We start from the raw sequence: 26,959 nt of genomic DNA, 5'->3' as shown, positions 1-26,959 counted from the left end.
GCGTCCGTGACGCGGCCTGGCGGCCGCTGCTACAGACATCGGCGTAACTGCTGTAATTAGATGGACTCGCCCAAGCCGAGGCGTCAATGCGCCACGGTGGCAGTCTAAACAGCCAACGACAGCGAGGGCGAGTCCATGAAAAAGCATACTTCGATTGATCAATCCCTGTCTTCCGCCAATTTGTCGGTCTGCACGACCGTGGCGGTCGATCTGGCCAAACATGTCTTCCAGGTTGCCGGCGAAGACGCTCTAGGCCACGTGCACTATGAACAGCGCTTCAAGTCGCGCGAAGCGTTCTACGAGTTCCTTCAACAACTGGCACCCCACGTCATAGTCTTGATGGAGACGGGGCCAGGTGCGCAAGCCTGGGCGCGCCAGCTGCAGGAACAGGGCGTCGAGGCTCGGATTTTGCCGGCCAAGTTGGTGACGACACACCGCACAGGGCCTAAAAACGATCGTAACGATGCGTTGGCGATTTTGCGGGCCGGTCGTGATGAGAAAATCTGCGCAGTACCGATCAAGAGCGTTGCGGCGCTTGCCATGCAGGCATTGCATCGTGCTCGCCAGGGCTATGTGCGCCGCCGCACGGCATTGAGTAATCAGATGCGCGGCCTGCTGCTTGAGCACGGCGTGGTCCTGGCTCAAGGTGATGTCGCCATCAGCCAGAGAATTCCACGAGTATTGGAGGATGCCACTCAACCAGTGCCAGCCATGTTGCGCGAGTTGATCGATGAACTGCTGGCGGAATGGCGCTTTTTGGGCGAGCGCATTGCGGTGTTGACGGGCCGTCTGGAAGCAGCGGCAAATGCCGACAGCACGGCCAAGCGGCTGATGAGCGTGCGCGGTATCGGTCCGGTGACCGCCACGGCGTTGGTAGCCAAGGAAACCCAGCCCGAACGGTTCCCCAATGCACGCAAGTTCGCGGCCTACTTTGGCCTGGTTCCCGACCAACACAGCAGCGGGAATAAAGTTCGCCTGGGCGGCATGAGCAAGCGAGGCGATTCATATCTGCGCAGCTTGATGATCCAGGGCGCACACGCAGTGCTGCAGCAACTGCGACCTGACTCCGAGCAACCCGATGACCGCCGATTACTGCGTTGGATGAACCGCCTGGGCCGCAAGCAGGCTGCGGTCCGGTTGGCCAATCGCAACCTGCGTATCGTCTGGAGGCTTCTACAGAATGACCAGACTTATCGTCGACAGCATGGCAGCGGCCAGCCAGCGATGATGAGCCACTGATCCACCGAGTTCTGCCACCGAGGTAACGACTGTCCAACCCTGTGCTGAAAAACATTGACCCCAGATAGGATCGGCGTGGATTGATGCCTAAGCGGCTAGCGGCCTTCGAGGCCTGACTGTAATCGGCATACCACGAGCTCTTCCAATGTCGGCCAGAGGCCCAAAGCGGCTTCCTTGAATAGGCCTAATACATAGATGCAACGGGCGGCAGTTTTTCAAAAGCGGGTAGACAGGAGGGGCGAGTCCATACATAGCCGCTGCCGCCAGGCTGCGGCTACGGGGGCGGCGTTTTTTTTCGTTCTGGAGATCGAGCGCCGCCCGCGGGTAGAACCCGCTCCTACACCATGGCCTGACACACCGAGTTTTCAGCCTTGGTTGTTCGCTTCAGGGCAATGGGATGCCAACGCAACCCATCGGATTCCCTTGAATGATTGCGCAATCAGTGTAAGCTCACCCTCATTGGCCGCTGTCACCCCGGTGCAGGTGGCCGTTTTTATGAAGAGGAATGATTGCGCAATCATTGATTGCCGACACAGGCGCCACCCGATCCACCGCAGCGCTCACAACAAGGAAAACAACAAGTGAACCCAACCACGCCCCCGGTAGCCAGGACCCGCGTCCGCTACCTGATCCTGACGCTGATTTTCATCGTCACGGTGTTCAACTACGTCGACCGCGCCACGCTGTCCATCGCCGCCCCCAGCATGCGCACGGACTTGGGTTTCGACGCCATGACCATGGGCATCGCCTTCTCGGCCTTCGGCTGGGCCTACACCTCGATGCAACTGCCGGGTGGGGTGATCCTTGACCGCTACGGCTCGCGGGTGGTGCTGGGCGCCAGCCTGATGCTGTGGTCGACCCTGACATTTCTGCAGGGCTACGTGGACTATTTCGCCTCGGCGTTTTTGGTGCTGTTTGCCCTGCGCTTTCTGATGGGCGTGGCCGAGGCGCCGGCGTTTCCAGCCAACAACCGCCTGACCGTGATGTGGTTTCCGCGCCAGGAGCGCGGCCTGGCCACGGCGGTGTTCCAGTCAGCGCAGTATTTTGCCCTGGCGGCGTTCACGCCATTGATGGTGTGGCTGGTCAGCACCTGGGGCTGGCAGCATGTGTTCTGGGTCACCGGGCTGGCGGGAATTTTTATCGGCCTGCTGTGGTTCCGCCTGGTGCGCGAGCCGCGCAAGGACCACCGCGTCAATCAGGCCGAAATCGACTACATCGAGGCCGGCGGCGGTCTGCCGACCATTGGTGACGTGAAGACCCCCTTCAGTTGGAAGCGGGTCAAGGCCATCGGCGCCAACCGCATGATGGTGGGCATCTACCTGGGGCAGTTCTGCCTGACCTCCATCACCTGGTTCTTCCTGACCTGGTTCCCCACCTACCTGATTGAAGCCAAGGGCATGACCCTGCTCAAGGTCGGCCTGGTCGCGGCCATCCCGCCCATCGCCGGTTGCCTGGGCGGCGTGGTGGGCGGGGTGTGGTCGGACTGGATGCTGCGCAAGGGCTTCAGCCTGACCGCTGCGCGCAAGACCCCGATCATCTGCGGCCTGCTGCTGTCGAGCAGCATCGTTATCGCCAACTACAGCGCCTCGCTCACCGTGGTGATTGCGGTGATGTCCCTGGCCTTTTTTGCCAAGGGCGTCGGCAACCTGGGCTGGTGCATCGTCGGCGATGTGTCGCCCGCCCGGGCCATGGGCATCAGCGGCGCGATGTTCAACTTCTGCGGCAACCTGGCCAGCATCGTCACGCCCATTGCCATCGGGGTGATGATCAATCAACTGGGCTCCTTTGACGTGGCGTTGATGTACGTCGCGGCCATGGGGCTGCTGGGCGCCTTTGCCTATCTGTTTATCGTCGGGCCGCTCAAGCGCCTGGAGTTGGATGACTTTCCCGAACCGGTTGCCCAGGCCAGCCCTGTGGCAACCGCCGATTCTTTCCTGTCCCGTTAACAAGGAGAGCGCTCATGCTCACACAACAACAAGACCTGCCCACCGGTGATGACGACGCCATTGCCTGGGTGCGCGTGTCCTCGGTATTCCTGCCGCTGGCCAACCCCATCAGCGATGCCAAGGTGCTGACCGGGCGGCAGAAGCCGATGACCGAGATCGCCATCCTGTTTGCCGAGATCGAGACCAAAGATGGCCATCGCGGCCTGGGCTTCAGCTACTCGAAGCGGGCAGGGGGGGCGGGCCAGTTCGCCCACGCCCAGGAAATCGCCCCGGCGCTGATCGGCGAAAACCCCAGCGACATCGCCAAACTGTGGACCAAGCTGTGCTGGGCCGGCGCCTCGGTGGGCCGCAGCGGCCTGTCCACCCAAGCCATCGGTGCCTTCGACGTGGCCCTGTGGGACCTCAAGGCCAAGCGCGCCAACCTGTCCCTGGCGCGTCTGCTGGGTGCGCAGCGTGACAGTGTGCGTTGCTACAACACCTCCGGCGGCTTCCTGCACACACCACTGGACCAGCTGCTGAAGAACACTGACCTGTCGCGCGAGAAGGGCATTGGCGGCATCAAGCTCAAGGTCGGCCAGCCTGACTGCGCCATCGACATCGAGCGCGTGAGCACCGTGCGCCGCCACCTGGGCGATAAATTCCCGCTGATGGTCGACGCCAACCAACAGTGGGACCGGCCCACTGCCCAGCGCATGTGCCGGCAGTTCGAACAGTACAACCTGATCTGGATCGAGGAGCCGCTGGACTGCTACGACGCCGAAGGCCACGCCGCCCTGGCGCAGCAGTTCGACACGCCCATCGCCACCGGCGAGATGCTCACCAGCGTCGCCGAGCACGCCGAGTTCATCAAGCTGCGCGGCGCCGATTTCCTGATGCCCGATGCGCCGCGCGTAGGCGGCATTACCCCGTACCTGAAGGTGGCCGCCATGGCCGAGAACGCTGGCCTGATGCTGGCGCCGCACTTCGCCATGGAGTTGCACGTGCACCTGGCCGCCGCCTACCCGACCGAGCCGTGGGTGGAGCATTTCGAGTGGCTGGAGCCGCTGTTCAACGAACGCCTGGAAACCCGCGACGGCCGCATGCTGGTGCCCAAGCGGCCGGGCCTTGGCCTGAGCCTGAGCGAGCAGGTCAAGGCCTGGACCGCGCAGCAGGTGGAAGTGGGCAAGCGCCCCTGAGTGTATCGACCGCGCCAGGCCCCTGGCGCGGTTGTCTGTCCCGTGAATCACGACCTACAACAACGACAAGATGAGGACGTCCATGTGGAACATTCCAATGTTGCAGAAATCGCCGTGCCCGTTGCCGCCACCGTGGCCCGCAGCAAGGTGCGCTACATCATCCTGGGCATGCTGTTCATCGTCACCGCCATCAACGTCGGTGACCGTGCCACGCTGTCCATCACCGGCACCGCACTGACCCAGCAACTGGGTATCGACTCGATCACCCTGGGCTACATTTTTTCGGCGTTTGCCTGGGCCTATGTCATCGGCCAGTTGCCCGGTGGCTGGCTGCTGGACAAGTTCGGCTCGGCGCGGGTATATGGCACCTCGCTGTTCCTGTGGTCACTCATTACCGTGGCCCAAGGCTTGATCGGTTTCCTGTCGGTGCCGGTGGCCGTGGCGACCTTGTTTGCCCTGCGCTTCCTGCTGGGGCTGATTGAGGCGCCGGTGTACCCGGCCAACAACCGTATCGTCGCGGCCTGGTTCCCATTGCAGGAGCGCGGCATGGCCACGGTGATCTACAACTCGTCCATGTACCTGTCGGTGGTGATGCTGGCGCCATTGATGGGCTTCATCGCGCACACCTATGGCTGGGAGCACGTATACGGCTTCATGGGTGGCCTGGGTATTCTGGTCAGCCTGCTGTGGTTCAAGCTGGTCAAGGCACCTGGCGACCACCCCTGGGTGAACAGCGCCGAACTTGCGCACATCAAGGAAGGCGGCGCCGAAGTGGACATGGACAAGCCCAAGGCAGCAGGGGCGTTCAAACCCAAATTTTCCGACCTCAAGGTGCTGCTGAAAAGCCCGATGATGTGGTCCATCTACCTGGGCAAATACTGCGACACCTCGCTGCAGTATTTCTTTTTGACCTGGTTCCCCATCTACCTGGTGAAAGGGCGGGGTTTGAACATCATGGAAGCCGGCGCCATCGCCGCAGTGCCTGGCGTGTGCGGCTTATTGGGCGCGCTGTGCGGCGGCGCGGTGTGCGACTACCTGCTGCGCCGGGGTTTTTCGCTGACCGTGGCGCGCAAGATCCCACTGGTGTGCGGCATGAGCGTGGGGGCCACCCTGGTGTTGTGCAACTTCACGGACTCGGTGTGGGTAGTGACGTTGCTGATGTCGCTCGCCATCTTTGGCAAGGGCGTGGTGGCGGTGGACTGGACCCTGGTATCGGATACGGCGCCCAAGCAGATCACCGGGATGGCGGGCGGCCTTTTCAATATGTGCGGCAATATCTCCGGCATCTTCACGCCCATCGCCATTGGCTACATCGTCCAGGCCACGGGTTCATTCGAAGGCGCGTTGTATGTGGTGGCGGGGCATGCGCTGTTGGGGGCCTTGGCGTTTTTGAGCATGGGCAGGTTGCGCAAGCTGGTGTTGTAGGGGGTGGGGCAGAACCGTTGAGCGGTACCTCGTAGCGCACGGCACAACCTGTGCGCTGTAGCCGCTGCCGCAGGCTGCGCTGGTTCTTGACCACACTGCAGATCTTCGGTGCACTCAGGGGCCAGCGCAGCCTGGCGGCAGCGGCTACGGAAGGGTCGCGGCGGTAGTTGCTAGCGGATGTGCTGCCTGCGGGCCGTAGGGTATTTTCGTCGTTGACCCATGCATAGACGATGACCTTGGACCTTGAGTCGTAGCGAAAGAACAGCCGAAAGCGCCTGCCGATTTTTGCGCGGCGCCACTATCTGTAGGCGGTGCCCAGCGTGTTGCCTTGGCGGAATTCATCACGGCCTGGGTCGGCAGGCACAGCCTCCATGATCAGATGGCTCAACGCCCGAAACAGCTTGACGTTGGCGTTGCTCTCAAAACCTTGCGGATCGTTCTGCTCGGCTCGGGCGGCGGCTTCTTGCAATTTGCGTAGCTGTAAAGTCACACCCTCATGGAACAACAGTGTCCAGCTATGTCGCAGCATCAGATCGCGACCTCACCCTCGATATCTTCGTCCAGGTTTACGCAGTGGTTTGCGTTGGCGAGCATGGCCTGAGCCAGGTCTTCCGGCAGCGCGGAGAGGTTTCGCCCGCTGCGCATATCAGCCTCGAGCAGGTCCAGGAATGCACCGATGGCCGGGTCCTCGCGATCGGCCTCCACTCGGCTGACCACGACTTCACTTCCACGTACATCGAAGGCGATCTTGGTCCCCGCATTCAGGCCCAGCAATTGGCGGACAGATTTCGGTAGGGTGACTTGGCCTTTAGAGGTCAGCGTGGCGATTTCGTGGATGGCAGGCATGAAGGTTCTCCCGGATTCTTCGAAATCAATGGTAAGGAATAATCCTTACGTCGTCCGTGTCGGCTTTAGGCTGGTCGCGAATCGATAGCGTAGAGGCCGGAGGAGTTACACTACCGACCGGGACATGATCACACCTAAAGACTATCCGGGTCCCCAAAAAACATTTGGACATGGCTCTAGCACGATGGTTTTGGCGTGAAAAATCGAGAAGATACCCCCACTTGTACCCCCAGTCGCACTTCGTGGATCCGAGATCGCGAATGGCGATTTCTGACTGCGCGCCAGATTGGCACTGCGTTGTTGCAGTGCACTCCTGGTGGGGCGTTGATGCAGAGGAGGGCATAACTGCGGGAGGGCTCATGACCTCGGTCATCTAAAGTCTGCGCCTATCAACTACGACTCAAGCCGAGGGGCAACGGTAGTCGGTGACAGGCGCTGTTTGCCTCCATCGTGAGGCGGCCAGCCACGCGCATGATCTCGGACCTCGATCGGCAAGTGCGAACGTGCCCCGGCGACTCAAGAAATCACCGCGATCTGCACCTGATGGCCACCTCGATCCAGTCCAGCCGCCCTCTCGTCCGTGATCCCAGCGCTGGAAGTCAGCATTTTACCTTCACCGCCTACCGGCTTCACAGCACAGATAAACCAGACCGTCACGGCCCAGGCGTCCGGTGCGGGAGGCGGCCGAGTGTACTTTGCTGACGCAACACGTCGAGCAACAGCCGGAAGGCCGGCTTGTGCTGGCGACGCCCAGGGTAGTACAGGTGATAGTGCAGAGGCGTGTCGCACCAGTCGGCCATTACCCGCAGCAACCGGCCTTGGGCCAGGTCCTGCTCGACGACATGCTCCGGCACGTACGCCAGCCCGCAACCGGCGCGGGCGAAATCCAGCATCAGCCCCAGGGTGTTGCACACCATATGCCCGTCACCGCGCACCTTGATGTCACGGCCCTGTTTGGCGAACGGCCAGGCCCACAGGCCCCCTGAGGTGGGCAGGCGCAGGTTGAGGCAGGTGTGGTGGGTAAGGTCTTCAGGCGCCACGGGTTGCGCCCGCTGTTCGAAGTAGGCCGGGGCGCCCACCAGGGCCAGGCGAAATGGCGGGCCGATGCGCATGCTGATCATGTCCTTGGCCAGTTGTTCGCCCATGCGGATACCCGCGTCAAAGCGTTCGGCCACGATGTCCACCAGCGCATAGCTGTCGCTGATCTCGACCGTGATGCCCGGGTGTTCGGCCATCAGTTGGCTGACGGCCGGGGCCAGGGCCCAGGGGCTGGCGTGCTCCAGGGAGGTGATACGCAGATGGCCTGTGGGCCGGCCGCTCAATTCGCTCAGCTCCCCGAGACCCGCTTCGATACCATCGAAGTGCGGGCCGATGGTGTCCATCAGGCGTACTCCGGCGTCGGTGGGGGCGACGCTGCGGGTGCTGCGGGTGAGCAGCTGTACCCCCAAGCGCTCTTCAAGCTTTCTGATGGTGCGGCTCAGGGCGGGTTGTGAGACACCCAGCTGGGCGGCGGCCTTGGTGAAGCTGCCCTCGCGCGCCACCCGCAGGAAGGCCATCAGGTCGGTCACGGTATCGCGCATGATTAATGTCGTTAGGGTATAGGTCCATTCCTATCATACCCGCTAATCATCATTGTCCGGCGTTGCTAGAGTGGCTCCCTCGTTTTCAATCATCTATGGAGTACATCGCCACATGAGCAATCGGCCCTTTGATGTGATTATTTTCGGCGCCACCGGTTATACCGGGCGCCTGGTCGCCGAATACTTCTACGCCACCCACGGGGTCGATGGGCCAGTGAAGTGGGCGCTGGCCGGCCGCAACCTCGGCAAGCTGCAAGCCATTCGTGACGGCTGGGCAAACGCTGCCGCGTTGCCGCTGATCCTGGCCGATGCCGCGCAGCCGGCCACCGTGCGTGACATGGCGGCCGCCACCCGGGTGATGATCAGCACGGCGGGGCCGTTCTCGTTGTATGGCTCTGAGCTGGTGGCGGCCTGCGCCGACCTGGGCACCGATTACGTCGACCTGTGCGGGGAGATCCCCTGGATCGCCCAGATGATCAACCAGCATCAGGCCACGGCGCACGCATCGGGTGCGCGACTGGTATTTTCCTGCGGCTTCGATTCGGTGCCCTTTGACCTGGGCGTGTGGTTCACCCAGCAACAGGTCATGCGCGAACATGGCCGTTACGCCCCCCGCGTGCGGGCGCGTATGCGCAGAATGCAGGGCGTGCTGTCGGGCGGCACCTTCGCCAGCGTCGGCGCCGTCGAGGCGGCTGCTGCCAAGGATCCGTCGCTGGCCGCAGTGATGAACGACCCCTTTGCCTATACCCCAGGCTTCAAGGGCGTCGAGCAACCGGACGGGCAGACACCATACGTGGATGCGCTGGCGGGCAGCTGGGTCGGGCCGTTCATCATGTCGCCGATCAACACCAAGGCCGTGCACCGCACCAACTACCTGCAAGGGCATGCCTGGGGTGAGCACTTCCAGTATGACGAAATGCTGATGCTGGCCGCTGCGCCGTCCGCCGATGATGCGCCCAGCCTGGCCGGTTTCTCGTTCAACGAAGGCGGCCAGCCTCAGCCAGGGCAGGGGCCTACCCAGGCGGAGATGGCGGCGGGGTTCTACGATGTGGTGTTCATTGCCGAACTGGGCGACGGCCAGGTGGTGAAGACCTCGGTCAGCTGTGATGAGGACCCCGGTTACCTGTCGACATCAAAGATGCTGTCCGAAGCGGCGTTGGCCTTGGCTTATGACGTCGACCGCGACCAGACCCCGGGTGGCTGCTGGACGCCGGCAGCTGCGCTGAACACGGCGTTGATGGCGCGGTTGAGCGCACACGCGGGACTGCGGTTTGCGGTTGAGCGCTAGCGGCAGCGGCCGCACGGCACCCAACTTGCAAGTCTGCGCGTACTTTGCCTGCAACTCCTGGCGCTGTCGCTTGCGCAACTGCCCATGGGTGTAGCGCCGGCGCTCATGCTCATGGGGCCCGGCACACTGTGATCATCGCCGTATGCCCTACCTACGCAGTGATCGGCTGGTCGGCACTTTTGAGCGTCAAAGTCGGGCGGGAGCATGTACCTGCACTGGTCGCAGGCGTGTTGATGGTCACCCTGTGGACCGTGGCTAAGCAGTTGATCAACGTCATGCCCACGTATGCCTAAATCGTGCTGCGCCTGCCTCGGGACTAGGCTTACCCGTGCCTGCGCCGGCGGAGCTGTTTCCGGTTAATGTCCGGGCACTGGGGAGGCGCCTCGGCGCAACGATGACGGGAATAACGGAGGATGCCGTATGAATGGACCCATTGTTTTACTGGATGTAGGCAACGTGCTGTTCCATTACCAACCTGCCGCGCGCCTCGAAGCGCTGGGGCACTTCACCGGACTGGACCCCGCCCGGGTCGAGGCCGCGCTGGATGGGAGCAGGCTGGTGGCGCGACTGGACAAGGGCACCGCCACGCAGGAAGACTTGGTGGCCTTCATTGGCGCACTGGCGGGCAAGGCGGTGACCGCTGCCGAATGCTGGCATTTGTGGTTCAAGGTGTTCACGCCCAACGTCGGGCTTTTGAACCAACTGCCGGCCCTGACACGGACCTTTCGCCTAGGGGTGCTGAGCAACAACCCAGGCGCCCTGCGTGGGGTGTTGGAATCTCACCTGGGCTTGCAGACGGTGTTCCTGTCCGGTGAGCTGGGCGTTACCAAGCCGTTGCCTGGCATTTTCGAGGCGGTGGAACAACGCCTCGGACTGACGGGAGATGCCATCTGTCTGGTGGACGATAGCATCCCAAACCTTGAAGCTGCCGCGACGCGCGGCTGGCGCATACTGCACTATGCCTGCGAACCCGGCACACCGAGCATGGCCTTGGCCCCACGCCTGCGGGAGGTGACGGGATGCTGACGCCACGGGTGGGCGATTGGCAGCCGGTGCTGACCGAGCAGTTGGGCATGGCGGGCGAATCGATGGTGTGGCGTACGGTCGAGAATCCGCTTTCCCTTTATAGCTTCAAGCGCTGGCGCGGGCATTCGTTCGTGGTCAAGCAGCCCACGGCCCATGCCTTTTGCTGCACTTGCCGCGCTATTTGGGGGCGCTGGAAACAGCGATTGATGGTACAGGCACTGGCGGTGGTGCAGAGGGACTTTGATGGCCGCATGGTTTTCCTCAACCAGCGCAAGTGTTCATGCGGACACGATGTGCAGATCCTGGGAATAATCGTAGGTTACAAAAGAAAAACGTACCCCAATAATGCCCCCAGACGCCCTGGAAACGACTGGTTTTGTACCGACGGCAGTGGATAGGTTTTAGAGATAAACTAATATTTTACGAATTAGTCGATCTCAGTGTATCTAGGTCACGGGTATTGGGATGTCCCGCCTAAATAAGTTTTGGAATTCACAGGGCAGAAGGCGGCTCGGTCGCCTCTCGCAGACAGGTGGAGGGACAATTGATGTCAGTCGTTGCCCCTCCCCAAAAAAGATAGGGACCATTGGCGTGCCCTGAGATAAATTAAGGACGCAATATGTTCAGCAAATATCAGATTATTACCATCCCCGTCCTGGTGTTAGCGGTACTTCTACTCACCGGCTGCCCTCCACCAGCGTCATTCACCCAATGGAAACGTGCTTCTACCTCTGTAGAGGGCGTCAAAGCTGCAATGGCAGAATGTGGAGACCCGGTAGGGGGGGCACAAAAGCATTTTCCAATAAACGAGCAGGTACTTCATTTTCAGTGTATGCAGCGCTTGGGTTTTACTCGTAAAGATGGGTTTGAATACTGTGAAATAATGAAGAATACGCCTGCGTGCGTCGAGAAAAGGCAGGGCGGTCCGCTCAGCTTGTCCCAGCTCGAAGCGCTACCCTTCGTGGAAGATGAAGCATTTCATCCCATTAAGCCTAATTCAGGCCGGGATGAACGCATGCAGATCTCATGGCGTAGATCGGGAGCATCACTCCATTTCTCAGTCCAAATAGCCAATGATAGTGAAGCGCTGCCGATGATGTACGCCTGCGGCTATCCCAAACCACTTGGGTCAAATCTGAATGTCGCCAGCATCGGACGCACAGCCATAGTGCAACGCTGTATGATTGATCATGACTTTGAACCCAAAAACGAAATAATGCTGGTTTGCCGCACATACCCACAAGTGACGGGTTGTGCGTTGACAACGCCACCTAGTTGATTCCCCTAGCCTGACTCTCTGTAATCAGAGTCTCTATACACGAAAAATTATTTTCAGGAATGCGGCTATCGCGTTCGCTTGATCAGAAAGGCTAAACCATACTTTTGGCGTCCCCGGAATGCTGATTATGAAGAGGGTACACGACAACCACACTGACAGTGGCGATTCTGAAGATATCCATTGAGCCGTAATACGCGGCTAGTCTCTGGCAGCAACGTATTGGACCGCAGGGAAGGGAGAGAAAGATGGCAGATGATTTTCTGCAAGACGAAGTTGCCCATTCCGTCATAGCGGGGGAGCTAGGCTCTGTCTGAAATTCGGAGAAACTCAACTCCAGTGCGGCGAACACTGAGATTTTGTATGATTTTGAGCCATCTATGGAAAGGAATCCTGTGATGGCTAAGCGCTACGAGATTTCGGATGAGGCATGGGATATGGTCGCGGATCTTTTCACTCCAACCCACACCAGAGGCCAACCAAGATCGAGTGATCGCCTGATGCTCGATGGCATGCTGTGGTTGTTGCGCTCAGGTGCTGCTTGGCGGGACATGCCCGAGTGTTTTGGGCCTTGGCGTACGGTTTATCACCGCTTCAGGGTTTGGCGAAACCGAGGAACCTTTGATCAGATGCTCAAGCGATTACATCTCAAACTCAACGATCAAGGTCTCATCGACCTGCAGACCTGGATGATCGATTCAACTGCTGTTCGTGCTACCCGCGCCTCATCAGGTGCAGGTAAAAAAGGGGGGCTGATGAACCCGCCGATCACGCTCTAGGCCGCAGTCGCGGCGGCCTGACAACCAAAATCCATATGCTCTGCGACGCCAACGGGATACCGTTGCGCTTCCTTCTCTCTGGCGGCCAAGCCAGGGACATCAGCTATGCCCAGCCGTTGCTTGATGATGTCCGCATCCCGACAAACCAGCGTGGTCGTCCACGCAAACGATGCAAATGGTTGCTGGCTGACAAAGGCTACGACGCTGAGGCTTTGCGCCGTTACTGCGATCGATATCGGATGCAGCCGGTCATTCCGCTGCGCTCAATGAAACGCAAGCCCAAACCCGGCTTGCCGAGACTGTTTGATCGCCCCAAGTACCGCCAACGTAACGTGATCGAGCGTATGTTCGGCTGGCTGAAAGAGAACCGCCGAATCGTGACACGCTTCGACAAGCTCGCAAAAAGTTATGGAGCGATCGTCTCGTTGGCTTGTGGCATGCGGTGTCTGCGACACCTTTTTTCAGACAGAGCCTAGTAGGCTCGAACTGTGACAGTGTGGGTCGCCCGTTTTTGACCTGTCATGGTCTTATTAAGGGCGCCCAAACTGCTATTTGTATGCATCAGAGAAGGTGATCGCGTATTAGAGCCCAAGTTCACTCAAACCAGGGTGGTCGTCCGGACGCCGCCCCAAAGGCCAGTGGTACTTGCGGTCGGACTCAGCAATCGGCAGGTCATTGATGCAGGCAAAGCGCCGTTGCATAAGCCCGTTTGCGGCAAACTCCCAGTTCTCATTGCCGTACGAGCGGAACCAGTTGCCCGAATCGTCGTGCCATTCATAGGCGTAGCGCACGGCAATGCGGTTATCGGTAAAAGCCCACAGCTCTTTGATCAATCGGTAGTCCAGTTCCTTGCGCCACTTTCGTTCAAGGAACGCCTGGGCCTGGGCGCGACCTTCGATGAATTCACCACGGTTACGCCAATAAGTGTCTTGGGTATAAGCCAGGGCGACTTTAGCGGCGTCTCGGGAATTCCAGCCATCCTCAGCCCCGCGAACCTTCTGTATAGCGGTGTCGAGGGTGAATGGCGGTAATGGTAAACGTTTTTCTTCACTCATTTGGGCGTCCTCAGAACGGTTTATAAGGCAGAAATTTGCCGTCCAGGGTAATCACGGCACGTGATCCCCCTTCTGGATCTTCGACTTTTTTAATGTCCAGCTTGAAATTGATCGCGCTGATGATGCCGTCGCCGAACTGCTCATGCACCAGCGCCTTGAGTGTGGTGCCATAGACCTGCACCATCTCGTGGAATCGATAGATAGTCGGGTCGCTGGAAACGTCTTCGGCATTGCCGCGCAACGGGATAATTTGCAGTTGCTTGATCGCCTCTGCGTCTAAACCCAGGCGCTCGGCGACTACCTCAGCGACAGCTTCAGGTAACGGATGCTGACCGAGCAAGGCAGCGGTCACATAGACCACGCTCAACCCGGTGCCATCGGATAGCGCCTCCCAGGTAAGGTTCTTTGCTGTCTTGGCCTGCAAGATGCGCTCGGTCAAGGTTTGGCGGGGTGTTTTGGAAACATTGCCGTGCGGCATAATCAATCCTCCAAATGGAATTGCTTGAGGCACAGGATCGCCAAAATAGGCCATAATATCCAAGACCTATTACTGATCATTTCGATAACCTGAGATTATGGTGAGGCCGTGCTGTTACGTCATATCCGTTACCTGCTGGCCGTCGCCGATCATGGCAATTTCACTCGTGCCGCTGAGGCACTGCATGTGTCCCAGCCAGCGCTGTCGCAACAGATAAGGCAGTTGGAAAGTAATATGGGGGTACTGCTTTTCGACCGCAGTGGTCGCCGCATCGTGCCCACGGATGCCGGGCGCGTGTACCTGGAGTACGCGCGCCGCTCCCTGCGGGAGCTGGACGCCGGCAGGCGCGCAGTCATGGATGTCAGCGATCTTTCACGCGGCCAGTTACGCCTCGGGGTAACGCCAACCTTCACTGAATATCTGGTAGCACCGCTGCTTGATGGCTTTAATGAGTTGCATCCGGGGGTGGGAATCACCCTGACCGAGATGTCTCTCGAACAGATAACCGACGCTCTGATCAACGATGCCCTTGACCTGGCGATAGGATTTACGGGTGATCACGGCGCCGAGATTGATAGTCAGGCTTTGTTCGATGAAAAACTCTGTCTGGTCACGGCCGACTCACTCTTTGATGGGCAGGCGCCTCTCACACTCGCAGACCTGAAAACCCTCCGTTTCGCATTGCTGGCACCTGGGTTTGCGACCCGGACGGCAGTGGATGCCTGGTGCCAGAAGCAACGTTTCACGCCGAACATCGTGCTGGAAGCGAACTCAATTGCCATCTTGCTCAAGGTCGCCAAGCAAGGTCGCATGGCAACCATCCTTCCCGACGCGATAGTGCGTGAGCAAGCTGGATTGCGTGAGCTTCAGACAACCCACTTATTGCCTAGTCGCACAGCGGCATTGTTACGTCGAAAAAACGGGTATCAAAGCGTTGCCTCTGACGCTTTTGCGAAGCTCGCAAGCGGTTTCAGAGCCCGTATGTGAGCTGTTCTGCCCAGACCAAAATCGTTGGGAAGCGGGCGACTACATCTCGCCCGTTGTGGCCCCAACTAGCCGCGTATCGACCTATGAATAGCCCTGTAACGGGGGGCAGGTAGTCAGGCCAGGCATTATGCCGCCGGGAACAGCGGGAATCCGTTTCCGCCGAACGCTCCGGTGTCGAGCCAGAGGTACTGAAAGGATCTGCTTTTGAAAACCCAATCGTCTCCCGAGCGTTGTAGCACATCGAACGCAATGCAGTGATTGCGGTAGTACTTCTCGCCTGGGCCGCGTGCAGACTCATGCACGAATGTGCGAGTAGTTGCCTGATCACCGTCGATAACAATCACCCCCGGCAGTGCGAATTGAACGAAGAACTCCTTGCCTGAGCGCAGTTTGCGAAGCAGCGCCACGTTGTTGTCTGCGCCTTTGGAGTACTGGCCGTGAGGTGCTTGACCAATGATGAACTCGCCATCATCAGCCCAAACCGAGTGAAACATTGCGGGGTCTGCGCGTGTCGCGCTGTCGGCGAAACGTGCAATGGTGTTTCGGATGGACGCCTCGTCCATAAATTGCTGCAAGCGTGAGTGTTGGTCTGACATCGTCGTTCCTCTAAATCAAGTTACGTTGGATGCCGCCACTTTCACAAAAAACCGGCCTGACCACATCCTACATAGTGCTAAAGCCTTGCCTGATCCTACCAACTGCTTTAGCTTGAGAAACCGCTGGCTTATAGCGAGCACGACTAGGATCGACAGCCCTCATGTTGGAACATCTCCTCGCAATCGCGAGCCGACATCGCGGCTGCGCCGATCTATCAAACGCTCTTCCCCAACTGACAATCAGATCCACAGACGCTCCGGTTCCTCCGACCCCCGCTCTGTTTGCGCCGAAGTTTTATCTGCTACTGCAAGGCGCCAAGCGGATGAACATTGCCGATAGTACGTTCGATTGCCATCCGGGCACCTGTGCAGTGGCAGCGGTCGGGTTACCGTTCGTGAGTGAAGTGGTAGAGGCGAGCCCGGAACAACCTTATATCAGTGTCGAATTGATGCTCGACGCAGGGATCGTCGCTGGCTTGCTTCTCGATATGAGCGAGTCGACCCAACCAGCTCCGCAGGCGGGCGCTATCTCGTTAGCCCAAGCCGATAGCAGTTTTGTCGAGCCGTTGGTTCGTTTCATCGGTCTGCTTGATACGCCAGCAGAGCTTAAAGTGCTTGGCTCCCAGTTCGAGCGCGAGTTTTACTACCGTCTATTGTTGAGCCCGCTAGGCTCCAGGCTCCGCCAAATTGGAATGCACAACACCCGGTTCGGACAAATCAAAATCGCGGCAGACTGGATCAGCGCGAACGCCGATAAGCCAATGAGTGTGCATTGGCTTGCCGCTCAGGTCGGTATGAGCGTCACCTCGTTCCACCGTAAGCGTCCGGCTAAGTCACCTACCCGATCCCAGCTATAAGGGCGATGGTGTCCACTTAAAAATACGTGGACACCATCACCCTTATCGTCAGGATTGCCATGCGCCAACGAACCTCTTATCCCAAACCCTTTAAAGCCCAGATCGTCCAGGAATGCCTGGAGCCTGGCGTGTCGATGGCCAGCGTAGCGTTGCGCCACGGCATTAACGCCAACCTCGTCCGAAAGTGGATACCTGTTTATCGTGATCGTCAGGCGCCGACGTTGCCCGCTTTCGTTCCGATGAAACTAGAGTCCCGAACCCAGCTCGATCACCAAACATCCATCAGCATCGAGGTTCCTTTTGGGCCGCGGAAACTCACCGTGAAGTGGCCATCCTCAGATCCTGATGGGTGCGCACGTTTTATCCGCGAGCTGGCCCAGTGATCCGCATCGACGCCATCTGGCTTGCCACCGAACCTATGGATATGCGTGCCGGCACCGAGACCGCGCTGGCCAGAGTGATCGCCGTATTTGGTGCGGCGAAGCCGCACTGTGCCTATCTCTTTGCCAACCGCCGCGCTAACCGGATGAAAGTCCTGGTGCATGACGGCGTGGGTATTTGGCTTGCCGCGCGACGACTAAACCAAGGGAAATTTCACTGGCCCGGCATCCGCCATGGGGCGGAAGTCGAACTCGATAACGAGCAACTTCAAGCCTTGGTACTGGGTTTGCCTTGGCAGCGGGTCGGCGCGGGCGGCTCGATCACAGTGCTCTAGCACCTGCCATTAGCCTATCGGTTTATCGCCGCTGAACGCCTGCTCTGGCACAATCAACGGCATGACTTCCTCGCCCAATCTCGACCAGATGACACCGGAACAGCTGCGTTCCTTGGCCGAACAAACCATGCAGCTGCTGTCCCAAGTCGACTCGATGGGCCAGAAGATCCACCGTCTCGAAACGGTCAACGAGCAACTCGCTCATGAGATCGCCATCCTCAAACGGCACAAGTTTGCCAAGCGCAGCGAGCAGCTGAGTCCCGACCAAGGCAGCTTGCTCGATGACCTGCTCGACACTGATATCGCGGCCATCGAAGCCGAGTTGAAGGAGGTCAATCCGCCCCCTGCACCAGCCGAGGCAAGTCAAAAACCCAAACGTGCACCGCTGCCGCCGCAGTTTCCACGCACCGTGATCCGTCACGAACCAGAAAACACCCAGTGCGCCTGCGGCTGCCAACTTCAACGCATCGGCGAGGACATCAGCGAGAAGCTCGATTACACACCTGGCGTGTTCACCGTCGAGCAACATGTGCGTGGAAAGTGGGCCTGCCGCCAGTGCGAAACACTGCTCCAGGCACCGGTTCCCGCGCAGGTCATCGACAAGGGCATCCCGACCGCAGGCCTGCTGGCGCATGTGATGGTGGCGAAGTTCGCTGACCACTTGCCACTGTACCGGCAGGAGAAAATCTTTGGCCGCGCCGGGCTGGTGATCGCTCGCTCGACGCTGGCGCAGTGGGTTGGACAAACTGGCGTACAGCTTCAGCCAGTGGTCGACGCACTGCGCGAAGCGGTACTGGCCGAGAGCGTAATCCACGCCGATGAGACCCCGGTGCAGATGCTCGCGCCGGGCGAGAAGAAAACTCACCGAGCGTATGTCTGGGCCTACAGCAGCACGTCGTTTTCGGCACTCAAGGCCGTCGTTTACGACTTCAGTCCAAGCCGAGCGGGCGAGCATGCGCGTAACTTCCTCGGCTCCTGGAACGGCAAGCTGGTGTGCGACGATTTCGCTGGCTACAAAGCCGGCTTCGAGAAAGGCATGACCGAAATCGGGTGCATGGCCCACGCCCGCCGTAAGTTTTTCGATCTGCACGTGGCGAATAAAAGCCAGTTGGCCGAACAAGCACTGCACTCGATTGGCGGCTTGTACGAAATTGAACGCCAAGCGTGGGACATGAGCGATCAGGATCGCTGGCGAATACGCCAGGAAAAGGCAGCGCCGATAATCAAAACGCTGCATGACTGGATGTTGGCCCAGCGCGATCTGGTGCCCAATGGATCAGCAACGGCCAAAGCCTTGGATTACAGCCTCAAACGCTGGGTAGCGCTGACGCGCTACCTCGACGACGGCGCTGTGCCCATTGACAACAACCAGGTCGAAAACCAGATCCGGCCGTGGGCACTTGGACGCTCGAATTGGTTGTTCGCCGGGTCACTACGCAGCGGAAAGCGGTCGGCGGCGATCATGAGTTTGATCCAGTCGGCGCGCATAAACGGGCATGATCCGTATGCCTATCTGAAGGACGTTATGACTCGTTTGCCGACGCAGCGGGCGAGTGATATTACGGAGTTGCTGCCGCATAAATGGGCGCCCGTTTAACCACGCAAGACATGTCCGCCGGACGCTAACTATTCAATGGCTGTAGGTAGGACTTGCTACGGCTATGAAAGGGCCAACCGCAAAATCGCAGGCATCGTAGTCAGTATCAAAATTATGGACATAGAGATGTTGAAGGTTAACGAATAACTGGGGCGCGTTAGCACCTGCCGTAATGCAACCCCACCCACTGCCCAGATCCCCACGCACAGCATCGACAGAGCCGCCAATAGAGCACCTGCTAGGCATAGGTTTAGGACATGGTTTTCGACGGGTATATAGGTTGCAGATGCGCTAATTGAAAGCGCCCACGCTTTCGGATTTATCCACTGAAATGCCGCGCCCGCCACTAGCCCCATTGGGGGCCGGCTGTCCTGACCGATTTCCAGCGGGCCGCTGGTTGCAATTTTCCAGGCCAGCCAAAGGATATAGCCTGCGCCGACGACGCCTAGCGCTGTATGAAAACCTGGCGCCGCGTCAAATAGGGTACCTAGCCCCAGCCCAAGCAGCACGAATTGCAAGCTGACTCCAAGGGCGATACCACTCACCAAAGGCATCGTTCGCATCACGCCAACCTTCGCACCTGAGGCCAGCACCATGGCGTTATTAGGGCCCGGTGTACCGGTCATCACTATGGCGAAAATCATAAATGGAATGAGGAGCGTGGGATCGGTCATGACAAGGGTGAGCCTGGTTGAAAAGTGCGTGCATTTTATAGCGCAACACACGCATAATGGTTGCATAATCACGCAAAAACCCAGGACTTACGCAACTAATGGCAGAGTTCGACCAGATCGACAGAAGAATATTGCATGAGCTTTCTCGGGACGCCCGCCAGACCAATTTGAAGCTGGCCGAACGAGTCGGGCTGTCTCCCTCCGCCTGTCTGAGAAGGGTTCAAGAGCTGGAGCGATCTGGGGTCGTCACAGGCTATAGGGCGGTCATCGACAGATCTCGCCTAGGAGCAGGGTTTGTGGCCTACGTCACCGTAGGACTCTCCAATCACACGAAGGACAGTCTTCGGGCTTTTGAAAAAGCGATCAGCGCATGTCCGGATGTGGTTGAGTTTCACACCGTCACCGGGACTATTGAGTATCTTCTGCGTGTTGAACTAGCGGACATGAAGGCTTACAAGACATTCCACAATGATGTCTTGGGTACGCAGCCGCATGTTTCTTCGATTACGAGCTACATCGTAATGGACACGCCAAAGAACGACCGTGCCTAAGCTTAGAGACCGCGGACGGCGACACGTAGAGCACCGGTCTTGATGCAGAGTTCGAAAGATGAGTTACCCGGACGCTTACGACGCGGTTGCCGACACAGCGGGCCAGTGAGATCGGGCAATTGCTGCCGCATCAGTGGGTGCAGGCCTAGCTTCAATAAGGTGATCTTCCAAGTGGACAATAGCTCGACAATTCAAGCAATTATTTCGGATGACTCTATTCGGCGAAGGATGCTCGAAATAGTGCGCTCCTTAAACTTGCCCGACTGCTGGATAGGAGCAGGTTTCGTCCGAAACGCGGTTTGGGATCATCTGCACGGTCGCAGCGCATCTACGGTCTCAACAGACGTTGATGTCATCTGGTTTGATGCCACGCGTTCTACCCCCGAGCAAGATGAAGCCCTGGAGGCAGCCCTCAGAGACTTAGACCCGAACGTACTGTGGTCTGTGAAAAACCAAGCGAGAATGCATGTTCAGAACGGCGATGAGCCCTATCAGTCGGCGACCGATGCAATGCGTTACTGGCCAGAAACTGCCACAGCTGTAGCGATAAGACTGCGGGAGGACGGCAAATATGAAATCGCTGCCCCGTTGGGGTTTGATGATCTTTTCGACTTGATAATCCGGCCAGCAGGAAGGTTCGCTACAGATAAAAATGCTATCTATCAAGACCGCGTCACGTCCAAAAACTGGTTGAAGGTTTGGCCAATGCTTACGCTCTCGGGGCTACCTCCCAGCCCTTGCGTCAAGGTGACTTAACCGGACGCTTACGTTCCACCGACATTTCAAGGCGGTTACTGCACATAGTCCGCTCGCTTACCAGCGACAACTGAGGCTACTAACTGCCCGACGGCTGCTCGCATCCGGAGCATCCAATGTTACAGGTGTCGCATTTGAGACCGGATACGCCAGCCCCTCTCAGTTCAGTCGAGAATACAAGAAGGTTTTCGGCGTAACGCCGAACCGAGACGCTTTATCACTGCGCCGCTGAGTTGAGCTTTTTCAACCGGATCAGGCTTGAATTATGCGTGAGCCCTCTATGCGTAAGGCGACTGGAGAGCTTAAAGCGCTTTAAAGTGAAGGTTTTAGAATGTCGACGAAGGTCAGGCGCAGTGCCGGGTTTACGGCTTTCGGCGTAGTTGCAGTTTGTACTACCCAAGGGGGCTTAGTGTATGGGGTGCGACGGTCGTATGACCGCTTCTGGCCGAAAGCGGCTATTCACCCACCAAACAGTTGCAATTTGAGAAGGAGGGACTTCCGACACGGACAACTTCAAAGACAGGTGTTATCGCCCTGGCGGACAAATTTCAGCTTTGGCCATTTGAGTAGCCAGTGCTTTGAATTCACCCGTTCAAGAAACGTCGGATACTTCTCACCGCTAAAATGAGGTGTTGCCTTCAGGACCAGTGCGAACAAGTCGTCAAGGCCAAACGGCGCGGCTATTTCGATCTCGTCACTTGGCTTGAGTCTGACCGCGACGGCGGTCGCGGTTTCGGGCCAGTGGGTCATTGCCTGTGTCGCGGATTCATAGACTGCATCGCTGTTGCGGACATGCATTCGGCGCTGGTTTTTCACAGACCAGTTCACTTCGGCATCCATGGCTGACAAAGAGGTTTCCAGGTAAAGGTCAGCCAGTTCGTTGTCCTGTTTGGCGTCGTACCAAATGACATCAATGTCGTCAGGCAGTGGAGAACAGGCTCGATGATGAAGCCTGTCCCACACCAGGCTTCGTACAAATCCTGCCGCCACCCAGCAGTCCGGAGCGTTCAGCGCGCGAACGTGCCTGAGAATCCGCATTCGGGCTGGATCTTCCGCAAGATGGTCCTTCAACCAGCGTTGTTGCTCACTGAATGTACTTGGATCGCCAGTCATGTTGAGTGATCTTCTATCCCGACGATTTCGGGGGAGGTGAGTGATTTCAGCCGTGTATGTCGGCGCCAAGTGCCGTACCCTCCATACGTTCGAGCCAACTCACGGCCTGTCTCGATCACACCGCTTCTGATCGCTTGCAGGACGTTTGCGTCTACATGCTCATTTGTGATCCATTCTTGCATGATGTATCCCGCTGTGTGCTCTTTCAAGGCGTGACAACCGCATAGGCCTTTGACGCCGGGGACAGTATTGGGATTGGCTCACCGTGCAGTAGCAGGGTTGTTTGCAATATCGTAACCAGGAGCGTTTGAGAGAATGGATAATCGATCACTTGTCGTCATGCCACCGCCGTTGATGTGCCTGCTATGTGTGAGTTGGGTCAGTTGCTCAACGCGATCCACCATGCTGCACGGCCCGAAATCTATACCGTTGCCACCCATGATTTCTCTCGGGATGCTCCTCATTGGATGAGCTTCTTCGAGAGGCCGGGGCAGATTGCCTTCATTTCTCATGTCAATGGGATAGCGGCGGGGTTTATCACTGCCAGCCTTTTGTCAGCCCAGTGGACCACCGATGCAGCCAATGAAATTCGTTCGGATTGGCTCGGTATGTGTGGCAGAGCGCTTTTGTGGCAACGGTATCGGCCGCAAGCTGGTGAATTTGGCTCAGGATTGGGGGCTCAACAAGGTGCCAAAGACGTCAGATCGGCTTCCCCGGACGCTAATTATCGTGAGAGCACACGACAACCAGCCTGACAGCGGCGCTTGGGAACACATTGCTTGAGCCGTAATACATGGCTAGCCTCTGTACGGAATGTGTGGAGCGTCCGTGGAATACTGTGGGAGCCGCCGTCACATGCTTTTGCATACAGACCCTAGGACTTCAGACACCGCTCTAGAACGCAGACCTCATTTCAAGGCGCGGAAGGAGTATCGCCATTGCGGCGAATGCGTCTTCCCTATCTCAGTCTCAGCCACGAACATTCGTTGGTAGGCGTTTGGCCACAGAGCGCTGCTGCACGTGGTGTGGTCAGTAAAGGTGGATCTGGCAGATCAACGAACGTTGACATTCATGAACGTGTCTACTACGGTTGGCTGACTACATCGACAAGCGGCTTGAATGATGTCGCTTCAAAACGCAATCGTTTTGTTAAGTCGGGCGTGTCTTCGTTATGCTTTAAATAGCTGCCAATACTTATCCAGAGGTTATAATGGAAACTTCGGAGTATAAGGTGGTTTTTGGTGCTGAGCGCGATATCGAAAAGGCTGTTGTTGCACTCACCAACTGCAAGGTCGAGTTTTCAAGCCGGGATGAACTTGATCGGAAGGCTGTCATCGAGTCAGATGAAAGGCTTGCGCAGCGTCCAATGGAGGCTGTCTTCTATGATTGGCAGTTGGCGACCGTCATTAAGGGGCTGACTATGTTCTTTGGTGTGCGGTGGTACGATCGTGATTACTTTGATAAGAATCGTGATGTGTATAAGAATAAAATGCACGATCATCTGTTTGCCAAGTTTGGTGTAAGCGCTGAAAGCTTTAAGGTTAGTCACTTTGTTGCTGGATAGCTGGCGATTGGAGGCCTGCAGGCATAATCGCTAATGCAGGCCTTTCACAAAATGGAGACAGGAATTGTGAAGTGAACGTCTTTGTGAAATACATGTGTCTTGAGATCCTTGTTTGGGTCTATTTGGGTTGTTGGAATGTCACAGTTCCGCTTGTGATCATAAAGCAAGGAAGTTTAGCGGAGCTGGCTACGTATGAAACAGTGCTCGCGCTCGCAGCTGTGATCTCAATGATAGGTTTGGCCTCTCGCGTGGAAATGATGCGGCGTACCACTGCGCTTAAGCTTGCGTGTACTGTCGTTGTAGTCTCGGGACTCTTGCGCTACCTCTGTGTTTCGAAATTTTATTCCTTCGCATTCCTGATTATTATTGACGTCTTGGCTGTTTCTGCGTTTGGCGTCATTCAACCTCTTTTTGGGGTATACCCAGCCGAGGTTGTTGCAAAGGATCGGGTGGAATATGCGTTCCGGGTTCGCCGGATTGCGATGACCATAAGCCGTGTGGCTGGCCCACTGGTAGCGGGGGTAGTCATTGCGATGTATTCGACAGGCGCGTCCCTGCTGTTCTCTGCCATCTTAGGCATGGTTGCCCTAGGCATCTCGATTGCTCTGCCGAAGAGCACCTCCCCTAAGGTGTCAAGCAGAAAAAATATGACCCAACGTATCCAAGACATGTCTTTAGGGATTAAGTTGAAGTTTTCTCTTCCGCCGGAACGCTTTTTGACCCTCTCCGGTTTTCTTCTTGGTTTGGTAACGGCGGCGACTCTGCCACTGTTGGTTCCGAGCATTGTCCATGCCTATGGGCTGGGTGAGGAACAAGTTGGCCTGCTTGGCTCAACCTTTGCAGCAGGGGCAGTGACGGGCTTGGTAGTGTTGAGCCCTTTGATCGCAGGTAGAAATAAGCAACAGAAAAAATTCGCATCGCTTTGGGCGCTGTTAACGTTTGCACTCGTAGCATCTGCGTACTCGACAACCATTTGGCAGTTGCTTCCGTCTTTGTTCGTTGTGGGAGCGGCTAGCGCCTGCCTTTCTCTTATCGGGCTGGACAAGCGAACCCTTGCTGTACCCCCCGCCGTGCGGATTAGGCTTACCGCTGCCACTCTTGTCGTGGGGCAGTTGGCAAATGCTATGTCGTACCTGATTGTAGGAGCTACTCTCTCTCGCTTTGATTTTTATGGGCTGGTTGTGATGTATGTGGTAGTGTTCTTTATTGCGCTCATCTGTATAGGGTTGTCAACGGTGGTGTGGCGGTTTCTTGAGGATTCAGGTGACTCAGAGCTTTATTACAGAAATAACCATCCAACGGTTATGAGGGATATGACGGGTTAAGCCTTTTAGGATTGCAGGCTTGTTCTGCCTGCCACCTAAGGGGGCGATGAAGGAACTTGGAATTCACGTTTCAACGCCCTGTTCGCAAGTTTCTCCTTGGGGCGTTCTGATTGCCTGATCCGCATGCTGTAATCGCCGGCCATTTGACCGGTCTGCTTGTCGTCGTTTCAGGCCTACTCTGGCACAATCGGCGGCATGACTTTCTCGCCCAACATCGATACAAAAGTTATGCCGCGATGGTCGCTCTGGCTTGCGCCATGCGGTGTCTGCGGCATCATTTTTCATACAGACCCTAGTCTCTGGTAACCGCGCATCAGACCGCAGGAAACGGAGGAGAATATGGTATCTGATTTTCTGGGAGACGAAGTCGCCCATTCCGTCATAGTGAGGGCGTTAAAACCTGAGGTGTCGGTGCTGCTCTTTCCAGGCTGTGTTTTGTTTGAAATCGCATTGGCACTGGAGCAGATAGCAAGCCATTTCAGTGTTAGGTTTTACACACCGCTGGGTGATTCTCACGTTAGCTCACAAGGATTTGAACTTCAGCCACATGGGAGTTACAAGACGCTCGTAGCAGCTAAAAGCGCTGCCGTACTTGTTCCCGGCGGCGACTCGCGCGGCGCGTTGAGTGCCGAGCACCTCGTCAAAGAGGCGCTCCAGGCACAGCTACATCGAGGCGCTCTGATCGCTGCCATTTGCGCCGGCAACCTAGTACTTGCGCATGCAGGGATCTTGGATGGGCGACGCGGTACTCATAACTACACGGCAGAACATGCACCACAGGCCAAGGTCGATGCCGCATCCCGATATTGGGACGGTATGATCTTTGAGCGTTCTGATCTTGTAATCGACGGCAACGTCATCACTGCCCAGCCGTGGGCGTACCGGGACTACGCTGCGGCCGTTGCGGAGTACCTTAATATCGTTTCCTCTGAGCAAGCAGGCGCGCTGATCACCTACCCTGAACGTCGCCGATACAACAACAGCGGTGGCAGTACGGAGTGACGGCTTCGGCCGTTATTGGCCTGTCGCGTCTGGCAAGCAAGTTCCTGCTTTTTCAAAGGAAATATAGGAAGACAGCCACCACTGGGCGCTTTCAACAGTGCGCCAACATTCGGCGTGACTCCGATGATCTAACGCGTTTTTCAATACGGCGTCTTGATTCCAAATGGCGACTTCTGCCCGAAAGCTCCGAGTCGACGCCCCAAGCTGCGGCATTAGTAAGGATGTAGCATCGAACCGTGAGTTTGAGCTGCGGGTGCCACCTCAGTAGGTGCTCGACCGACATTTCAAGATCTGTTCGCTGGTGAGCGAGCGTTGTCTACGTCGCCCGCTTTGGCGAACCTATGGAGGGGCAGCGGGGCGATGGTCTTGCCCCTAAAAAAATTGTCGCGTCGCGGATTTCAGTTAGGATGATCGTAGATCATTGAATTGAAATCTCCCGGCCTGCCGATGCAAGGAGACAGGGCGTAATGGAACTACGTAGCGACCGAGTGTACATGAGACAGATAACGGTCGATGACTGGCCGTTGTTCCTTGCCCTGCATACCGACCAGCGAGTCACACGGTATGTCTGTGAAATCCAGACTCAATCTCAAGCCCGTGAAAAATTTGAATCCAGATTGCCCCAGTGGCTCCCCGGCTCCGTCCACTGGCTATGCTTGGTGATGTTCAATATCCAAACTGGTGATGCGCTCGGCGTGACAGGATTGAAGGTGATGTCACCGACTGAATTGGTCGCCGAAGTCGGCTATATGTTGCTTACGCAGCATCAAGGCAAGGGGTACGGATCCGAATCACTTCGAACAGTGATGAGTTACGCTTTTGACACGCTTGGGATGGGCACACTCAAAGCCGTCGTGACCGAAGGGAATTTAGCGTCTTGCCGTGTGCTGGAAAAGTGCGGTTTTAGGCTGGCACAACGACACTCCAATGCTTTCAATATTCGTGGGCAGCTTTTTGATGACCTTGTTTATTACCATAGGGTATCTGGCTTAAAGTCTGGCCGAATCAGGTTGTAAGTGGGTTCGCCAAACGCTTGCTCCTGGTTGGCTGCCATGGCACGTTGCGCACAATCACGCACTTCGGCCGTCCAGGGGGCTTCAGGTCTGATG

At 57.4% G+C, this 26,959-nt stretch carries 28 protein-coding genes and 2 pseudogenes; 22 read left to right on the top strand and 8 right to left on the bottom strand.

The window, feature by feature from the left end; all coding sequences use genetic code 11:
- Positions 1–180 precede the first annotated feature (180 nt).
- The 4 genes from ACZ9GA_RS14315 (at position 181) to ACZ9GA_RS14300 (ending at position 5,785) form a co-directional block, all read left to right on the top strand.
- Positions 181–1,239, top strand: coding sequence for an IS110 family RNA-guided transposase (locus ACZ9GA_RS14315; protein ID WP_457363710.1), 1,059 nt, complete (start codon positions 181–183; stop codon positions 1,237–1,239).
- Between the two features lie 581 nt (positions 1,240–1,820).
- Entirely contained in the window at positions 1,821–3,185 is a 1,365-nt protein-coding gene (locus ACZ9GA_RS14310; RefSeq protein WP_457362056.1) for an MFS transporter, read from the top strand.
- A gap of 14 nt (positions 3,186–3,199) precedes the next feature.
- Positions 3,200–4,360 carry an L-talarate/galactarate dehydratase gene (locus tag ACZ9GA_RS14305; protein WP_457362057.1) on the top strand — a complete coding sequence of 387 codons (1,161 nt, stop codon included), beginning with the start codon at positions 3,200–3,202 and terminating at the stop codon, positions 4,358–4,360.
- A gap of 168 nt (positions 4,361–4,528) precedes the next feature.
- Complete coding sequence (locus ACZ9GA_RS14300; protein WP_457363724.1) at positions 4,529–5,785, top strand: MFS transporter; 1,257 nt, start codon at positions 4,529–4,531, stop codon at positions 5,783–5,785.
- 175 nt (positions 5,786–5,960) lie between these two features.
- Here ACZ9GA_RS14300 and ACZ9GA_RS14295 read toward each other — a convergent pair.
- The 3 genes and pseudogenes from ACZ9GA_RS14295 to ACZ9GA_RS14285 all read right to left on the bottom strand — a co-directional run.
- Positions 5,961–6,314: pseudogene (locus tag ACZ9GA_RS14295) on the bottom strand (type II toxin-antitoxin system YhaV family toxin); the annotation flags it as partial.
- Positions 6,314–6,631, bottom strand: a complete 318-nt coding sequence (locus ACZ9GA_RS14290) for a type II toxin-antitoxin system PrlF family antitoxin (protein ID WP_457362058.1) — start codon at positions 6,629–6,631, stop codon at positions 6,314–6,316. The gene ACZ9GA_RS14290 and the pseudogene ACZ9GA_RS14295, both read right to left, overlap by 1 nt.
- A 653-nt stretch (positions 6,632–7,284) precedes the next feature.
- The gene (locus ACZ9GA_RS14285) at positions 7,285–8,214 is read right to left on the bottom strand and encodes a LysR family transcriptional regulator (RefSeq protein ID WP_457363725.1); all 930 of its coding nucleotides are present in this window, start codon (positions 8,212–8,214) and stop codon (positions 7,285–7,287) included.
- Positions 8,215–8,323: 109 nt separating this feature from the next.
- On the opposite strand from ACZ9GA_RS14285, the gene ACZ9GA_RS14280 reads away from it, so the two are divergent.
- From ACZ9GA_RS14280 to ACZ9GA_RS14255, 6 genes are all read left to right on the top strand, one after another.
- Complete coding sequence (locus ACZ9GA_RS14280) at positions 8,324–9,499, top strand: saccharopine dehydrogenase family protein (RefSeq protein ID WP_457362059.1); 1,176 nt, start codon at positions 8,324–8,326, stop codon at positions 9,497–9,499.
- A 128-nt stretch (positions 9,500–9,627) separates the two neighbouring features.
- Entirely contained in the window at positions 9,628–9,792 is a 165-nt protein-coding gene (locus ACZ9GA_RS14275; RefSeq protein ID WP_457362060.1) for a hypothetical protein, read from the top strand.
- Positions 9,793–9,919: 127 nt separating this feature from the next.
- The gene (locus ACZ9GA_RS14270) at positions 9,920–10,525 is read left to right on the top strand and encodes an HAD-IA family hydrolase (RefSeq protein WP_457362061.1); all 606 of its coding nucleotides are present in this window, start codon (positions 9,920–9,922) and stop codon (positions 10,523–10,525) included.
- On the top strand, positions 10,519–10,923 hold the full coding sequence (locus ACZ9GA_RS14265) for a hypothetical protein (protein WP_457362062.1): 405 nt from the start codon (positions 10,519–10,521) through the stop codon (positions 10,921–10,923). Before ACZ9GA_RS14270 ends, ACZ9GA_RS14265 begins: the two co-directional genes overlap by 7 nt.
- A gap of 221 nt (positions 10,924–11,144) precedes the next feature.
- Positions 11,145–11,804, top strand: coding sequence for a hypothetical protein (locus ACZ9GA_RS14260; RefSeq protein WP_457362063.1), 660 nt, complete (start codon positions 11,145–11,147; stop codon positions 11,802–11,804).
- Between the two features lie 395 nt (positions 11,805–12,199).
- Positions 12,200–13,056 (top strand): IS5 family transposase gene (locus tag ACZ9GA_RS14255; protein WP_457362064.1). Its coding sequence is split into 2 segments (ribosomal slippage): positions 12,200–12,554 and positions 12,554–13,056, totalling 858 coding nucleotides; the frame shifts between segments, so codons are not numbered across the junction.
- Between the two features lie 105 nt (positions 13,057–13,161).
- Here ACZ9GA_RS14255 and ACZ9GA_RS14250 read toward each other — a convergent pair.
- Positions 13,162–13,635: a nuclear transport factor 2 family protein gene (locus tag ACZ9GA_RS14250; protein WP_395607633.1), complete on the bottom strand. Its 474-nt coding sequence runs from the start codon at positions 13,633–13,635 to the stop codon at positions 13,162–13,164.
- A 10-nt stretch (positions 13,636–13,645) separates the two neighbouring features.
- The gene (cynS, locus tag ACZ9GA_RS14245) at positions 13,646–14,113 is read right to left on the bottom strand and encodes a cyanase (RefSeq protein ID WP_395611379.1); all 468 of its coding nucleotides are present in this window, start codon (positions 14,111–14,113) and stop codon (positions 13,646–13,648) included.
- Between the two features lie 108 nt (positions 14,114–14,221).
- On the opposite strand from cynS, the gene cynR reads away from it, so the two are divergent.
- Positions 14,222–15,100: a transcriptional regulator CynR gene (cynR, locus tag ACZ9GA_RS14240; protein ID WP_457362065.1), complete on the top strand. Its 879-nt coding sequence runs from the start codon at positions 14,222–14,224 to the stop codon at positions 15,098–15,100.
- A gap of 125 nt (positions 15,101–15,225) precedes the next feature.
- On the opposite strand, the gene ACZ9GA_RS14235 is transcribed toward cynR, so the two are convergent.
- Positions 15,226–15,696 carry a nuclear transport factor 2 family protein gene (locus ACZ9GA_RS14235; protein ID WP_457362066.1) on the bottom strand — a complete coding sequence of 157 codons (471 nt, stop codon included), beginning with the start codon at positions 15,694–15,696 and terminating at the stop codon, positions 15,226–15,228.
- Positions 15,697–15,857: 161 nt separating this feature from the next.
- Between ACZ9GA_RS14235 and ACZ9GA_RS14230 the strand changes: the two genes are divergently transcribed.
- From ACZ9GA_RS14230 to tnpC, 4 genes are all read left to right on the top strand, one after another.
- Complete coding sequence (locus ACZ9GA_RS14230) at positions 15,858–16,553, top strand: AraC family transcriptional regulator (RefSeq protein WP_457362067.1); 696 nt, start codon at positions 15,858–15,860, stop codon at positions 16,551–16,553.
- 59 nt (positions 16,554–16,612) lie between these two features.
- Complete coding sequence (tnpA, locus tag ACZ9GA_RS14225) at positions 16,613–16,936, top strand: IS66-like element accessory protein TnpA (RefSeq protein ID WP_476226466.1); 324 nt, start codon at positions 16,613–16,615, stop codon at positions 16,934–16,936.
- Positions 16,933–17,268 (top strand): IS66 family insertion sequence element accessory protein TnpB, encoded by a 336-nt coding sequence (gene tnpB, locus ACZ9GA_RS14220; protein ID WP_457362069.1) that lies wholly within the window; start codon positions 16,933–16,935, stop codon positions 17,266–17,268. The genes tnpA and tnpB overlap by 4 nt, the downstream gene beginning before the upstream one ends.
- 61 nt (positions 17,269–17,329) lie before the next feature.
- Positions 17,330–18,865: an IS66 family transposase gene (gene tnpC / locus ACZ9GA_RS14215; protein ID WP_457362070.1), complete on the top strand. Its 1,536-nt coding sequence runs from the start codon at positions 17,330–17,332 to the stop codon at positions 18,863–18,865.
- A 62-nt stretch (positions 18,866–18,927) separates the two neighbouring features.
- Here tnpC and ACZ9GA_RS14210 read toward each other — a convergent pair whose 3' ends face one another.
- Positions 18,928–19,539, bottom strand: coding sequence for a LysE family translocator (locus ACZ9GA_RS14210; protein WP_457362071.1), 612 nt, complete (start codon positions 19,537–19,539; stop codon positions 18,928–18,930).
- 98 nt (positions 19,540–19,637) lie between these two features.
- On the opposite strand from ACZ9GA_RS14210, the gene ACZ9GA_RS14205 reads away from it, so the two are divergent.
- The 3 genes and pseudogenes from ACZ9GA_RS14205 to ACZ9GA_RS14195 form a co-directional block, all read left to right on the top strand.
- Positions 19,638–20,090 carry an Lrp/AsnC family transcriptional regulator gene (locus ACZ9GA_RS14205; RefSeq protein WP_457362072.1) on the top strand — a complete coding sequence of 151 codons (453 nt, stop codon included), beginning with the start codon at positions 19,638–19,640 and terminating at the stop codon, positions 20,088–20,090.
- 171 nt (positions 20,091–20,261) lie between these two features.
- Positions 20,262–20,846, top strand: a complete 585-nt coding sequence (locus tag ACZ9GA_RS14200; RefSeq protein WP_457362073.1) for a nucleotidyltransferase family protein — start codon at positions 20,262–20,264, stop codon at positions 20,844–20,846.
- Positions 20,847–20,868: 22 nt separating this feature from the next.
- Positions 20,869–21,078 (top strand): annotated as a pseudogene (locus ACZ9GA_RS14195) (helix-turn-helix domain-containing protein); the annotation flags it as partial.
- Positions 21,079–21,359: 281 nt separating this feature from the next.
- On the opposite strand, the gene ACZ9GA_RS14190 reads toward ACZ9GA_RS14195, so the two are convergent.
- A complete protein-coding gene (locus ACZ9GA_RS14190; protein ID WP_457362074.1) occupies positions 21,360–21,959 on the bottom strand; it encodes a nucleotidyltransferase family protein in 600 nt (199 codons plus the stop codon).
- Positions 21,960–23,169: 1,210 nt separating this feature from the next.
- Here ACZ9GA_RS14190 and ACZ9GA_RS14185 point away from each other — a divergent pair.
- The 4 genes from ACZ9GA_RS14185 (at position 23,170) to ACZ9GA_RS14170 (ending at position 26,866) form a co-directional block, all read left to right on the top strand.
- Complete coding sequence (locus ACZ9GA_RS14185) at positions 23,170–23,523, top strand: hypothetical protein (RefSeq protein ID WP_457362075.1); 354 nt, start codon at positions 23,170–23,172, stop codon at positions 23,521–23,523.
- Positions 23,524–23,594: 71 nt separating this feature from the next.
- Complete coding sequence (locus tag ACZ9GA_RS14180) at positions 23,595–24,848, top strand: MFS transporter (RefSeq protein WP_457362076.1); 1,254 nt, start codon at positions 23,595–23,597, stop codon at positions 24,846–24,848.
- A gap of 339 nt (positions 24,849–25,187) precedes the next feature.
- Entirely contained in the window at positions 25,188–25,850 is a 663-nt protein-coding gene (locus tag ACZ9GA_RS14175) for a DJ-1/PfpI family protein (protein WP_457362077.1), read from the top strand.
- A 467-nt stretch (positions 25,851–26,317) separates the two neighbouring features.
- Entirely contained in the window at positions 26,318–26,866 is a 549-nt protein-coding gene (locus tag ACZ9GA_RS14170; protein ID WP_457362078.1) for a GNAT family N-acetyltransferase, read from the top strand.
- The last annotated feature ends 93 nt before the right edge of the window (positions 26,867–26,959 follow it).

The organism is Pseudomonas sp. TE3644, from assembly GCF_056278815.1.
The sequence above is the reverse complement of the archived record's forward strand: the minus strand, read 5'-3'. Positions and strand labels throughout refer to the sequence as shown.